Genomic DNA, 12,660 nt, shown 5'->3' with positions numbered 1-12,660 from the left:
AGATGCCCGTGTACGTCCAACATGAAGCCCTGGGCAAGGTCAATGACGTGTTCAATGCCGAGGCGATTTGGCAGGCGCAAGGCCTGTCGCTGTTTTCGCGCCGCCCGCTGCTGCGCGACCTGCTCGAACGTTCGCCGCGCGAACACCGCGGCCGCGCAGCCACGCGCTGCTTTTCGCACGTGACGCTGCTGCTGCCGCAGGAAGAGGTGGACGACGATCGCCACCTCACGCGTGGCGCCCGCGTGCGCGACCTGGCGCAGTCGCTGGCGGCGCTGCACCAGAAGGATTTCGGCGACCTGCTCGGCAACGACGACGTGCGCTACCACGTGGTCGGCGCGCACGAGCTGGCGCCGGGCGAGGTGCAGGTCAAGTTCGGCCACGCCGTGTACCTGCCCTCGCCGGGCGAACAGCTGCTTTACACGGTCAGCGCTTCGCGCGACAGCGTGGTGTGGAAGCAGGTTGGCCCCGTGTACCCCAACCAGCGCCTGGTGCTGCTGGGCCTGGACGGGCGCGGCGCGACCTACCCGGTACCCGACTGGCCGTTCGGCCCGGACGGCGCTGTCCTGCTGGTCAACGACGGCCCGGACACGCCCCTGGAAGTGCAGGTGCGGCCAAAGGATGCGTTCGATTGCCAGTTCGACGCCGCGACAGCCTGCTACACCATCCGGCCGCACGGCAGCGCCGGCGGCGCCCGGCTGCTCCTGAAAATCCAGCGCAGCGCGCCGCTGCAGGCGCCGGTGGCGCCGCCGCGCCCTGCATGCGAGCCGGCCAAGGCGCCCGCCGTGTGGAAGCCACGCGCGCAGCCCGAACAGACCGCGCTGCCGGCGCAGCGGCAGGCCCGGTCCGCGCCGCCGGAGAGCGACGCCACCTACGCCCCAGTGGCACGCCAGCGCGTCTGCCTCGCCGCGCTGGCCCTGCCGCGCCTGTCGCGCTACCGCGAAACAGGCGCGGTGGCGCTGGAGCTGGGACTGGATCGCGCGCTCGCGCCCGTCGCCGGCAAAGATGCGCTGATCCGCTTTGCGGTGGACGAAACCGACCAGGTCCACGCCATCACGGCGGCGGGACGCCAGCAGGTTGTGCTGCCCGCCAGCTTTACGCCTGCCGACAGCGACGCGGTGCGCCTGCTCGCGCCGCCGCCGCAGATGGCCGAGCGCTATAGCGCCCTGCTCTGCCTGCCGCGCGGGCCGGTCCAGGGGATCACCGGGGGCGCGCGCTTCGTGTTTGGCCGCAGCGCGCCGATGCTGGCGGCCCTGCGCGTGCTCGATTCGCCCGCCTGCCTGCGCCGCGCACCGGGGCTGGAGCCGGCCAGCGCCGACCGCCTTGGCCTGTCGCGCAATGCGTTCAGCTTCGAAGCGGTGGAGGACGGCTACCACATCGGCCGCCTGTCCGCGACCCAGGCGCTCTACCACCTCGACGACGAGCTGCGCTTCGTTTGCGCGATCGAACAGGCCAGCGCCGAGCCGCCGTACCTGCTGCCGCCGGGCCACCACCTGGTCGCCGGCCACTACGTGCTGCGCTTCGAGGCGTAATGTGCCATGTCCAGCACGACGCTCCTGACCGTCGCCGCGTATGCCGCCGCACTGGTTGCGACGCTGGTGCTGGCGGCCCATTTCACGCCCGCGAGCTGGTGGCGCCGCGCCAATGCGCGCGCGCTGGCGGTGCTGGCAATCGGCACGCTTGGCATCGGCAGCGCGCTGACCTGGCTGGTGCTGCCCGCTGCGCCAGCCATGGCGGCCCCGCTGGCCAGGCCAGCGCCGCTCGCCGCCGACGCGCCGGTGGCAGGCCGCGAGTACCGCACCTACGACCACCTGAACCTGCGCAGCTCACGCAGCGTCGGCGCGCGCCGCCTGGGCGTGGTCCCGGCCGGAGCGCTCGTGACGGCAACCGGCAACCGTGCCGGCGACTGGTGGGAGATCAGTGCAGCCATCGACGGCCGCGACGTGCGCGGCTGGGCCAGCAGCTTGTGGCTGCGCCGTGCCGACGAGTCGCGCAAGTGAAGCGGCTAGGCCACCGGCTCGAGCCGCATCGGCGTGTAGTACAGGCCCTTGGTGAACTGCCGCTCCGCAGTCGGCACAAAGCCCCAGGCTGCATACACCGGCAGCGCATGGTTGGACGAATTGACGGTGAAGAAGCCGGGGTTGCCGGCATCGAGCGCTGCGCGCCGCGCGACCTCCCACAGGCGCCGTGCCACGCCCTGGCCGTGCCAGCGCTTGTCCACGAACAGGTGGAACAGGTGCGTGAGCTCGCGCACCGCGACGAAGCCCGCAAGCTCGCCGTCCGCCAGCGCCACGTGATAGACGTGCCCCTGCCGGACGAAGCCGCGCAAGCCTTCTTCGTCGTTCTCGCGCAGGAAGTTGGCCGCGCCCTCGGGCGGCGATTCGTGCACGATGAATTCCAGCGCCGCCGCGCGAAACAGGCGCGCAACCGCCGGGATGTCGGCATCTTCCAGTGGTCGTATCAGCATCGGGTGGTTCCAGGGAGTCCTGTCGTGACGACAAACTTAGCACATCAGTTTGCAAATTGGAAACCCGCAGCGCCGCTTTCCCGACCGGCGTACAGTGACACCGATGGTTGACCGAAGATGACAATGGCCCCGCTCGATTTTGGCCCCCGGTTCGACGTTGCCGCGCGCAGCAGCGCTGGCGCCGGCGAACTGCGCCGCCCGGAAAACCAGGACAACTACCTGATGATCGATCCGCACGGCATGGCCGCCTTCCTGATGGACCAGCGGCCACGCCGCCAGCCGGTTCCTGGCTGGACCGGGGGCCACGCGCGCGTGGCGGTGCTGGACGGGATGGGTGGCCATGTCCACGGACGCGAAGCCGCCGAGGCCGTCGCAACCGGCTTGCTGGCCGTGCCGCCATGCTCGACCGTCACTGAACTGTCGCGGCACCTGGACGCGCTGCACACGCGCCTGCAGCACCATTTCGCGCGCGTCGCCCATTCGCCGCTGCGCCCGGGCACCACGCTCACCCTGCTCGAACTGCCGCCGCACGGGCCGGCGCTGCTGTACCACGTGGGCGACTCGCGCCTGTACGAAATCGCCGGCGACCACGCCAGCGTGCTCACCATCGACCACGTGCCAGCAACGGCCGTCGCCATGGCGGGCCTGCTCGACGAACGCGCGTGGTGGCAGCAGGTGCATGGCGAGCATCGGCCGGTGATCGCGCAGGCCTTCATCCTCGGTAATTCCTTCGACAACCCGGCCGTGCTGGCCGACCCGCTGCACGAGCTGGCCGCGCGCGAGCTGCCGCCATGGCTGGCGCCGCTGCACGACCGCCGAGCCATCGCCCTGCGGCCCGGTGCCGCCTACCTGCTGGCCACCGACGGCTTCTGGTCTTGCGCCGGCGCCAACCACTGGGTCGCGCGCTGGCCGGCGCTGCTGCAGCCTTGCACCAGCGCCGCCGCCATGGTCGATGCCCTGTTCCGAGAAATGGAGACGCATCCGCCGCCCGGCTTGTATCCCGACAACCTGACCGCGCTTGTGCTGCGGCCGCTGGCCGCACCGGACGAGACCGTGTTGCCAGGCCATTGATTCCATTGGGAAATCACCCGATCCGCGCGCCACGGCTGAGCAAAAGCCGGTACGCTTGCCGTTCCGACAACCGCTTTGCCGACATGAACCTTTGCCGTGATCCCGACCATCCGCACTGCACAGTCTGGGTGATGCCAGGCGCGGACACCTGCGCGCACGGCCATCCGCAGCCGGCGCCACAGGCCGCGCCATTGGCCGAGCGCCAGCCCAACAGCGCGTTGGCGCGGCCACCACGCCTGCACGTGAGCGGCTTCGATCCGCGCGCCGCCGGTGGCCGGCAGGCCATCAAGCTCGACCTGCGCGGCATGCCTGGCGACTGTCCACCGCGCTTGACCATGCTGCTCAAGTCGGCGCTGCATCTGTACTGCCCACAGCAGCAATCGCTGGCGCGCGCAGCCGATGGCAACTGGTGCCCGGCCTTCATCGAGTTCTCGTCACGCGGCATCGAACACGGCCAGCACCGTATCGAGGTCGAGCTGCACGGACGCGCCGGCGCGTCCAGCCGCAGCTGGGTGTGCTCGCTGGTGGTGCTGGTGCCGCGCGCCGATGCCACGCTGTCCGAGATTCACCAGGCCTTCCTGTCCAGCCACAAGAACGTGCGCGTGTTTGCGGACGAATCATCGATCGCACGCGTGAACGCGCACACCGCCAGCGGCACGGTGGACATCGACGTGACTGCGCGCAACGCCGGCATCGCCCGGCTGGAACTGGACGCCGCCACGCCCGGTCCCATCCAGCTGGGCCTGCCGACCATTGCGTGGGACGAGGAACTGGTCGAGATCGGCCTGGCCGATGCCGGCGCGCCGCATCCGTATCCGGCCGACGCCGCCAGCATCGTTTGCCCGCAGCCCACGCCAGGCATGCCGCGCCGCCTGCGCCTGTTCGCGGCCACCGAATGGACGCTGGGCCGCTTCGACCCGCTGGCACCGGCCGCAACGGTGCTGCTCGCGCATCACCCCGCCGCCGGCGTGCGGCGTGACGAGCTCACGCGCCGGCTCTCCGCACACCACGCGACGATCCGCGCCGCGGGCGGCGGATTCACGATCGAAGACGTGTCGCGCTTCGGCCTGCTGATCGATGGCGAATGGCCCGGCAAGGGGCGCCAGGTGCCGCTGCGCGAGGGCATGCGGATCGACATGACGGCAAGCGTACGCGGCATCGTGGAGCTACAGGTGGCGGCCTTGCTGCCGCATGCGCTGGTGCTGGCGCGTGTGGATGGCGGCGCGCTGGCGGAAAGCTTCTGGCTGGTGGTGCCGGGGAGCGAGCCGGGGCCGGCGCGGCCCGGCCTGCCGCCCGTGTTCCACCGCGCGGGCGGATTCTGGCACCGCGACCCTGGCACCGGCGTCGACTCGCCACTGGAACCGGCCACCGTCCTGGAACGGCTGGCGTGCATGCCGGCGCGCGCACGCTTTGCCGGCGGACCTTATCCGGAAACCTGGAGCGTACGTGCGCGTGTCAGCGACCGCCGGCGCGGCCCCATGCTGTCACCGGCCTAAGGCGGCAACAGCACCAGGAAGATCATCGCACAGCCTGCCAGGAGAATCGCTTGCAGCGAAAACACGAGCACGGGGATCCGCAGGTGATCGGGAATTTTCATGGCAGCCTCACTGGTCGGCACCAAACGATGTCTCGCAGCGAAGCTTAGCGCAAACCCGGGCGCTGCCCACGCCCGTTACCCCGACAGCAGGCTCAGGCGAGACGCGTGGTGATTTCGGTGGTGACGCGCGTCATGAGCTTGTGCACCGGGCATTTGCCGGCCACCGCCAGCAGTTCCTCGCGCTGGGCATCGGTCAGGTCGCCGCCCAGCCGCAACGCGGTGTCGAGCTTGTACACACCCTGCCGCTCGCCGCTGGCGTCGCGGTCGATGATCACCTCGACCTCTTCGAGCGCAATGCCCTTGCGCTTTGCGTACCACACCAGGGTGATCGCCTTGCAGGCGCCGAGCGCGGCGTCGTACAGGTCGTGCGGGTTGGGACCGGCGTCGTCGCCGCCTTCCTCGATGGTTCCGTCCACGAGCAGTTCGTGGTCGCGCACCAGCACGGTGTGGCGCATCGGGTAGGCAGTGTCACGGCGGACGATGATGCTCATGGAAAGGCTCCTTCTGTTCTGGTTGGCCTGACTGTACACCCGTTCGGTGCTCCCTGGCCAGCTTCAGGCAGGTGTCACGATGCGCACCACCGTCTCGCAGTAGTCGCGAAAACCCATGCGCAGGTAAAGGTCATGCGCCACGGTGTTCGCGCGCATCACGTGAAGGAACGGTGTTTCGCCGCGCGCGAGCTGGCGCAGCACCAGCTTTTCCATGAGCCTGCCCGCCAGCCGGCGCCCACGCTGGTCGGGACGGGTGCACACACCGCTGATCTCGCGCAGCCCGGCAGCGGCCATGCGCTCGCCGGCCATGGCGACCAGCTTGCCGGCGTCGTCGAAGTAGCCGAAGTAGTCGCCCAGTTCGATGGTGCGCGGGCCAAACGGACCGGGCCGCGTGAGCCTGGCCAGCTCCAGCGCCTGCACCGCATGGCGCGGCCCCAGCGGCACTGCATCCGGCGCGCGGTCGCGCACTGGCGCCACGCCGTCCCACACCATGCGCAACATGGTGGACTCGGCCTCGATGCGCCAGCCGTCCGGCGCCGGGCCGGTCCAGGCGTCGCAGTAGAAATGCTCGCCGGGTTCGCAGAACGGGCGCAGTGCCGCAAAGTCCGGTTGCTGGGGATCGGGGAAGCCGACGATGGGCGAAAAGCCGGGCGCGTACCGACGCGCGTTGCTGGTGCCGGTGGCGTAGCGGGCGTGCGGGCCGCTCAGGGACTGCCAGAAGATGTTATCGAGAAGGTCGTGCATGGACAGTGCAGGATGCCGAAACGGCCACTTTAGCATGGCGGCCAGCCGGCGGCATCGTTCAGGCCTGCTCGACCTCGCGCACCACGCGAAAGCCCACCTTGTCGTTCGACAGCCGCGCCGCGAAGCCGTTGCGCACCGCCGAGCGCAGGTAGCGCGGGTGGTACAGCCACGAACCGCCACGCAGCACGCGCCGGTCCTGGTCCCCGCCCGCTTCCCACGCGCTGCCGTCGGCGGGCGCGCCTTCGTAGGAGTCGTGCATCACGTCCTGCACCCACTCCCACACGTTGCCGTGCATGTCGCACAGGCCCCACGCATTGGGCGGATAGCTGCCTGCCGGCGTGGTGCCACGGCGCGGCGCCCCGCGCGCGCTGCCGCTCCACGCGAAGCGGGCGTCGTAGTTGGCCTGGTCTGGACCGATGTCGGCGCCGAACGCGAACGGCGTCGCGCTCCCCGCGCGGCATGCGAACTCCCATTCGGCCTCGCTTGGCAACCGGTAGCGCTTGCCGGTGCGCGCCGACAGCCAACGCACATACAGCTGCGCGTCCTGCCAGCTCACGCCGACCACCGGGTGTTCGTCGTTTTGCAGGAAGCCGGGCGCGGCCCAGTTCACATCGCCGCCGCCCTTCCAGCGCGTGCCGAGCACGAACTGGCGCCACTGCCCGACCGTGACCGGATTGCGCGCCATTGCCAGCGGCCGCGCGATCGACACCCAGTGGCGCGGCGCCTCGCGCTCGACCCAGGCCTTGCGGGCGCCAAGCTCCAGCGCGGCGTGGCGCTCCTCTTCGGTCGAGCCCATCAGGAAGCGGCCGGGCGCAAGCACCACCAGCTCGGGCCCCTCGCTGCTGCCGTCCAGGAATCGGTCGCGCAGCCGTCCGCGCGCGGCTTGCGTGGCCGCGCCCTGGTGGACCGGGCGCGGCGCCTCGGTCACGGCCGGACCGGGCGCCGGCGTGGCGGCGGTGGCGGCGTACGCCAGGCGCGAATTCATCATCTGTTCGGCCACCGGGGACAGCGGCGCGGCGTGGCTGGGGCGCCGCTGCGCGTTCTGCTGGATGCGGTCGCGCTCTTGCGCTTCATGCGCGAGGTGTTCGCGCAAGCGCCGGCGCAGCGCTTCCTTGCGCGCTTCGCGCTCGGCCTCGGCGCTGGCGCGGGCCCGGCGTTCCTGCTCGCGGCGCTGCTCCTGCACGCTGGCAGCCGGCGGCGCGGCCGGAATGGCGACCGCCGGCGCGCTCTCCACCGCAAGCTGCTGCCGCGCCATGGTTTCGGCCGCCAGCGCGGAGGCGGCAACCTGCTGGGCGGTGGCGCGGCGCAGGCGCCGCAGCAGGTCGGTGACGCTGGGCGGGCGCAGCGACGGCTCGGCCGCAAAGCCGGCCTGCACCACTTCCAGCGCGGCGCCCGCCAGCACCGCCGGACGCGCCGCAGGGCGACGGTTGCGGTCGAACGGGAGCGCGCCCTCCACCATGCGAAACAGCAGCACCGCAGCGGCGTGCACGTCCAGCGCACGATCCGGCGCCAGCTGCAGGTCGCCGGCTTCCGGCGCGCGGTACGGCGCGGTGCCCGAGCTGGCGGGCGCGCTGGCCTGCAGCGCGCCGCCGGCAATGCCGAAGTCGAGCAGCTTGACGGTGCCGTCGCGCCCCAGGAACAGATTGGCGGGCTTGAGGTCGCGGTGCACCAGCGAATGGCGCTCCCACGCATAGTCGAGCGCCTCGCCGACCGGCGCCAACAGCGCCAGCGCGCGTTCCAGCGGCATGCGCCCATCGCGCGCAAGCACGCCGTCCAGGTCCTCGCCATCCAGGCACTCCATGATCACGAAGGCGCAGCCGGTGGCCGAATCGTGCGACCAGTCGTACACGCGCACCACATGCTGGTGCGCCAGGCGCCGCGCCCGGATCGCTTCCTCCATCAGCAGCCGCGCCTCGTGCGTGGCGTGCGCGCGGTGCGGCGGCAGGATCTTCAGCGCGACCTCGGCGCCATGGCCGATCTGCGCCTCGGTCGCCAGGTCGAGCGCCTGCCACACTTCGGCCATGCCGCCGCGCGCGACCTGCCGCACCAGCCGGTAGCGCCGCGCCGGCGGGCCGAGTTCCTGGCCCGCCATCAGGCCAAGCTCCGTGCCTTCCGCCTGTTGCGAAGAGGCCCGTGCGCGCTCGTCGTGGTAGGCGGTATCGAGCACCGCGTCCTTGCGGCGGTCGAACTCGTCCTTGCCGAGCAGGCCGTCCTCGTACAGCGTGCGCAGCTCGCGGATTTTCTGGATGGCGCTGTGCATGGCTTATCCGACCAGGGCAGCGCCGCAAGCGGCGCAGAACACGTCGCCATCGCGGGCGGCGTGACCATGGGCGCAGCGGCGCGCCATGGGCAGCACCGGCGCGCCGTGCGCCGCCGCGACCACGCCGGACAAGGCCGCAAGCTGGTCCGCGCGCATGGTGGCGTGCACCCGGGTTTTGAGGAAGTCGGCGAGCGGCACGGCGTTGGCGTCCGGCGCAAGCGCCAGCTTGGCCGCGTCGTCGAGCCGCCCGAACGACTCGGCGCGCTGGAGCTCAAAGCGGGCCAGCTCGATTGCCTGCGCGTGGCGCTGCTCATCGGCGTCGAGCCTGACCTGCTGGACCGCGCGCTCGTGCCGGGCGTCAGCCTCGATGGTGCGCAGCAGGCGCTCGTGACGGGCCAGCGCATCGGCATCGTCGCCGGCGCGGCGCAGTGCCTCGACCTTCTGGCGCGTGGCCTCGTCATGCAACGATTCGGCGCGCTGCAGCTCGCGCTGGCGGCCTTGCGCCACCGCTTCCTGCCACTCCAGCGCCCGCTCGGCCTCGCGCTGGCGCGCGGTGTTCGCCAAAACCAGCGCCTGGCGGCGGGCGGCATGCTCCTCGTCGTCCAGTTCGCGTGCGCGGCGCGCCGCGAGCGCCTCGGCCTCGCGCAGGCGGGCCAGCTCGGCGCGCTGGCGCCCGGCGTCCTCGATCGCCAATGCCTGCTCGATCTTGTTCCTGATCTGCTGCTGCAGCAGCTGGTGCGAAAACCGCTGCTGCGCCAGCTGGCGCGCCTGCAGCGCATCCTGCTGCGCAAGGGCGAGCTCGGCCCGCATGCGCAACTGCGCCAGCACGCGCACATGGGCCCAGCCGTCCGCTTCGCCCGCCCGGTGCGCGCCCTTCCTGGCCAGGTCGTGCTCCAGTTCGGCCAGCACATCGCCGGCGCCGCGCTCGATTGCCTGCTTGCGCGACTCGGACTCGGCCACCTGCCCGTAAAGCGCAATCTCGCGCGCGCGGCGCGCCTGCGCCTGTTCGGCCTCGTCCAGCGTCAGTTCGGCGCGGCGTTGGCGCAGCCGGACCTGCTGCTCATCCCGGCGTATCCTCTGCCATTCCTCGGCGTCGTACAGTTCGTCGAGCTGGCGCGCGTGTTCGAGCCCGGCCTGGCGTTCGCTTGCCGCCAGCCACAGGCTTCCCGCGCGCTCGCGGTTGGCGTCATGTTTGTCGTGTCGCAGTTCGAGCGTATCCACGCGCACCGCGGCCAGGCCGTACTGCGCCAGCAGCAGCCCGAGCGCGCCTTGCAGCCGTTCGTCGAGCTGCGCGCGCAGCGCCGTGTTGGCCGCCATGTCGCGCATGGCGCGCGCACCGACAAATTCAAGCGCGAACTGGCGCACCGGCGCGCGCAGCAGCTCGCGCAGCTCGGCCACACCGATGGTGCCGGGCATGGTCATGAAGTGGCGCGCGAACGCGGGCACGTTCCCGATTTGAAGGCTCACGGTAAAGCGTGCCGACAACGGCAGCTGCTCGCAACTGGCCAGGTCGTCGAACGAAAACTCCACCGGCAGCGCGCCGCTGCGGGTGACGAGGATCTCGGCATGCTGGTCGCGCAGCAGGTGGTTCAGGCGCGTGAAGAAACCTTCGATTTCGTACTCGCCTTGCGGCACCTCGGTCGCCTTGTCGCCCTGCAGGATGTAGGCGCGCGCAGTGGCCGGGACGCGCAAGGTCTTGACGAAAATACCGGAGAGCTCGCGCACGCCAAAGAACACCGCCAGTTCGTCGGGACCGGCGATCCAGCGGTTCTCACGCAGCACGGGCGCGTTCCTCGGCGCGCCCAGCGTCAGGCCGCAGCCCGCGCAGTAACCGTCGCTGGCCGCGTTCTTGCGCTCGCAGCGCGGGCAGGCAGCCCCGCCGAATCCGAACATCTGGAACATGGTCATCTCCTGGCGACCGGACAAGGTATTAACAAATTTTTATTGCAAGTTTGCATTTTAGCAGCGGACGCGGCCATGCGCATTGGATTTTCGCCAAGCGTGCGGCTCAGATGATGCCGATCCGCTCCACGCACGCGAAACTGGCGCCGCGCTCGCGCAACCGGTCGCCGAAACCGGCCGGGATGCGCCGTTCGCAGGCGCGGGGAAGCAGCACGCGGTCGCCCGGCGCGGCCTCGTTCGCCAGCAGTGCGCACTTCTCGGCCACGGCCTGCACCGCTTCCACCGCGCCGGCATGCCAGCTGCTCGAACAACCCGACGCGAGAATGCGCCCGCGCGGCACGAACTCGCGCCCGCGCGCGATGCGGTCGGCCATCACCAGCGCCAGTTCATACGAATTGCCCTCGAATCGCGCCGGCGAAAAGCGGACTGTGGTGCGCCAGCCGCGCCCCACCCGCCCGTCGAAGTGGCGCGCGCCCAGCAAGACCGCACGCACCGCCTGCTGGCCGGACAGGTCCAGGGTGGGCACGGCGATCGCCGCTTCCTCGTCCTCGGCCGCCACCTCGGCCGGCACCAGATTCACCTCGACCCAGCCCAGGCTGTCGTTCGCGCCGCCGCTGTGCAGGGGGAACCACGCGCGCGCGCTCGACACGCGCGCAGACGGATCCGGATGCCCGGCCAGCGCCCCCAGGTGTGGCAGCCCGTCCGGGCCGCCCAGCAGCACGTCGGCCGCGGCCTCGCGCAGGCCATGGCCGCCGACGCGGCCCAGGTGCCACGCATCGGACCAGCCATTCGCAAGCAGCGCACGCGCAGGCAGCAGCCCGCGCACCATCCGGTCAGCCAGCACGGCGGCAAGCTCCCAGTCGCGTTCCTGCGGCCCCGGCGAGCGGTCGATGCTGATCATCACCTGGTCGCGGCTGTCGAAGCGCACCTCGGTATGGCGCGCGAGACGAACCACCTGCTGCATGCGCTCGGCCAGGTCAGGCCGCGGCGCGCTGCACTTGACGTCGGCGCGGCCTTCGCGCGGGCGGCGCGTTGCGGTCAGCGTTGCGATGCTGCCGTCGGCCAGGATGGTACGGCATTCGGCGGTATGCAGCGCGCTCATGCCGGCGCTCCCGCCCGGACGGCTCGCCTGCCGGTACAGTGGTATTCGAGATTGGCTACGATGCGGTCCAGTTCGTCGAGCCGGGTGTCGGCCGAATGCGCATCTGCACGCTCCGTGCGCGCCAGCAGCGCCCACGCCTCGTCAAGCGCGTGCGCAGCCTGCTGGCTGTGGCGCGCGCGGCGCATCTGTTCGATTGCGGCGAGCGGCTGGCCCGGGCCGGCCAGCTCCAGCGCGGGCATGGTGGCGGCGCACAGGCTGGCCAGGTCGAGCCGATGCAGCAGCACGCGCTGCCGCACATACTCGCCCGGCCCGGTCGGCAGCGGGGCCTGGCGCAGCTCGCCCATCAGCCAGGGAAGCTCGAGGAACAAGCGCCGCAGCACGCGTGCGTCGGTAGCGGCTGCGTCAAAGGCCTGCTCCGCCACTACTTCGACAGCGGCGCTGTTCGGCGCCACGGCAGCTGTTTCGCGCTCGGCCAGCATGCGGCCATAGTCGCGCGACGCAGCAAGGTCCACCGGCACGCAGTCGTCCACGCTCACGCCAAAGCGCGTGTACATCAGCTGGTTGAAGCCGGCGCGAAAGGCGTTCCACTCGTCCAGCGTGGCACAGGGCGGCAACTCAAGGTGGCCCCGTGCCAGTTCGGCCTGCAGCGCCGATTCCATCGCACCAGCCAAGGCGGCCAGCTCGACGCGCTCGGCCGCTTCGCTTGCCAGGTACAGGTCGAAACGCTGCTGCCGCAAGCGCGGGTCGGGACTATCCACCGCAAAGTCAACGCGCAGCCCGATCTCGGGCGCGGCCGCGAACGGGGTCAGGTCGGCCTGGTAGGGCCCGGGGTGGTACAACCATGCCACCTCACCCTCGGCGGCGGCGACGCGCCCTGCCCCGGCCTGCCGCCGCGTGCGGCCGGCGCCATCCACGATGACCGCGCCGCAGCCATGCGCGACGGCCACGCGGCCCGTGGCGCGAACGGCCACAAAGCCGCTGCCCGGCCCGGGCACGTGCACGGCAGCGCGCTTGAGCAGGCCGAACATG

Annotated in this window: 11 protein-coding genes; 4 read left to right on the top strand and 7 right to left on the bottom strand. The window is 71.3% G+C overall.

Annotated elements, in window-relative coordinates:
• Positions 1-2: 2 nt before the first annotated feature.
• Complete coding sequence (locus NX773_RS15710) at positions 3-1,529, top strand: RAD23 family protein (protein ID WP_258857263.1); 1,527 nt, start codon at positions 3-5, stop codon at positions 1,527-1,529.
• A 6-nt stretch (positions 1,530-1,535) separates the two neighbouring features.
• Positions 1,536-1,997, top strand: coding sequence for an SH3 domain-containing protein (locus tag NX773_RS15705; protein ID WP_258857262.1), 462 nt, complete (start codon positions 1,536-1,538; stop codon positions 1,995-1,997).
• 5 nt (positions 1,998-2,002) lie between these two features.
• Here the strand turns inward: NX773_RS15705 and NX773_RS15700 are convergent, their stop codons facing one another.
• Positions 2,003-2,464: a GNAT family N-acetyltransferase gene (locus tag NX773_RS15700; protein WP_258857261.1), complete on the bottom strand. Its 462-nt coding sequence runs from the start codon at positions 2,462-2,464 to the stop codon at positions 2,003-2,005.
• A 123-nt stretch (positions 2,465-2,587) separates the two neighbouring features.
• On the opposite strand from NX773_RS15700, the gene NX773_RS15695 reads away from it, so the two are divergent.
• Positions 2,588-3,535 carry a PP2C family protein-serine/threonine phosphatase gene (locus NX773_RS15695; protein WP_307728618.1) on the top strand — a complete coding sequence of 316 codons (948 nt, stop codon included), beginning with the start codon at positions 2,588-2,590 and terminating at the stop codon, positions 3,533-3,535.
• Positions 3,536-3,618: 83 nt separating this feature from the next.
• A complete protein-coding gene (locus tag NX773_RS15690; protein WP_258857259.1) occupies positions 3,619-5,031 on the top strand; it encodes an FHA domain-containing protein in 1,413 nt (470 codons plus the stop codon).
• Between the two features lie 193 nt (positions 5,032-5,224).
• Here the strand turns inward: NX773_RS15690 and NX773_RS15685 are convergent, their stop codons facing one another.
• The 6 genes from NX773_RS15685 to NX773_RS15660 form a co-directional block, all read right to left on the bottom strand.
• Positions 5,225-5,623 carry an OsmC family protein gene (locus NX773_RS15685; protein ID WP_258821703.1) on the bottom strand — a complete coding sequence of 133 codons (399 nt, stop codon included), beginning with the start codon at positions 5,621-5,623 and terminating at the stop codon, positions 5,225-5,227.
• A 63-nt stretch (positions 5,624-5,686) separates the two neighbouring features.
• Positions 5,687-6,367: a GNAT family N-acetyltransferase gene (locus tag NX773_RS15680; protein WP_258857258.1), complete on the bottom strand. Its 681-nt coding sequence runs from the start codon at positions 6,365-6,367 to the stop codon at positions 5,687-5,689.
• A 58-nt stretch (positions 6,368-6,425) separates the two neighbouring features.
• Positions 6,426-8,627 carry an SUMF1/EgtB/PvdO family nonheme iron enzyme gene (locus tag NX773_RS15675; RefSeq protein ID WP_258857257.1) on the bottom strand — a complete coding sequence of 734 codons (2,202 nt, stop codon included), beginning with the start codon at positions 8,625-8,627 and terminating at the stop codon, positions 6,426-6,428.
• A 3-nt stretch (positions 8,628-8,630) separates the two neighbouring features.
• Positions 8,631-10,529: a coiled-coil domain-containing protein gene (locus NX773_RS15670; protein ID WP_258857256.1), complete on the bottom strand. Its 1,899-nt coding sequence runs from the start codon at positions 10,527-10,529 to the stop codon at positions 8,631-8,633.
• Between the two features lie 106 nt (positions 10,530-10,635).
• The gene (locus tag NX773_RS15665; RefSeq protein ID WP_258857255.1) at positions 10,636-11,631 is read right to left on the bottom strand and encodes a hypothetical protein; all 996 of its coding nucleotides are present in this window, start codon (positions 11,629-11,631) and stop codon (positions 10,636-10,638) included.
• Positions 11,628-12,659 carry a hypothetical protein gene (locus NX773_RS15660; protein WP_258857254.1) on the bottom strand — a complete coding sequence of 344 codons (1,032 nt, stop codon included), beginning with the start codon at positions 12,657-12,659 and terminating at the stop codon, positions 11,628-11,630. The genes NX773_RS15665 and NX773_RS15660 overlap by 4 nt, the downstream gene beginning before the upstream one ends.
• Position 12,660 lies beyond the last annotated feature (1 nt).

Source organism: Massilia solisilvae, from assembly GCF_024753215.1.
Taxonomy (GTDB): domain Bacteria; phylum Pseudomonadota; class Gammaproteobacteria; order Burkholderiales; family Burkholderiaceae_D; genus Telluria; species Telluria solisilvae.
This window is presented reverse-complemented; position numbering and strand designations above follow the sequence as displayed.

Excerpts from the sequence above, each read along its gene's own strand:
- NX773_RS15665 (WP_258857255.1), bottom strand. The coding sequence starts at position 11,631 with ATGAGCGCGCTGCATACCGCCGAATGCCGTACCATCCTGGCCGACGGC.
- NX773_RS15700 (WP_258857261.1), bottom strand. The coding sequence starts at position 2,464 with ATGCTGATACGACCACTGGAAGATGCCGACATCCCGGCGGTTGCGCGC.
- NX773_RS15660 (WP_258857254.1), bottom strand. The coding sequence starts at position 12,659 with ATGTTCGGCCTGCTCAAGCGCGCTGCCGTGCACGTGCCCGGGCCGGGC.
- NX773_RS15705 (WP_258857262.1), top strand. The coding sequence starts at position 1,536 with ATGTCCAGCACGACGCTCCTGACCGTCGCCGCGTATGCCGCCGCACTG.
- NX773_RS15695 (WP_307728618.1), top strand. The coding sequence starts at position 2,588 with ATGGCCCCGCTCGATTTTGGCCCCCGGTTCGACGTTGCCGCGCGCAGC.
- NX773_RS15690 (WP_258857259.1), top strand. The coding sequence starts at position 3,619 with ATGAACCTTTGCCGTGATCCCGACCATCCGCACTGCACAGTCTGGGTG.
- NX773_RS15670 (WP_258857256.1), bottom strand. The coding sequence starts at position 10,529 with ATGTTCCAGATGTTCGGATTCGGCGGGGCTGCCTGCCCGCGCTGCGAG.
- NX773_RS15675 (WP_258857257.1), bottom strand. The coding sequence starts at position 8,627 with ATGCACAGCGCCATCCAGAAAATCCGCGAGCTGCGCACGCTGTACGAG.
- NX773_RS15710 (WP_258857263.1), top strand. The coding sequence starts at position 3 with ATGCCCGTGTACGTCCAACATGAAGCCCTGGGCAAGGTCAATGACGTG.
- NX773_RS15685 (WP_258821703.1), bottom strand. The coding sequence starts at position 5,623 with ATGAGCATCATCGTCCGCCGTGACACTGCCTACCCGATGCGCCACACC.
- NX773_RS15680 (WP_258857258.1), bottom strand. The coding sequence starts at position 6,367 with ATGCACGACCTTCTCGATAACATCTTCTGGCAGTCCCTGAGCGGCCCG.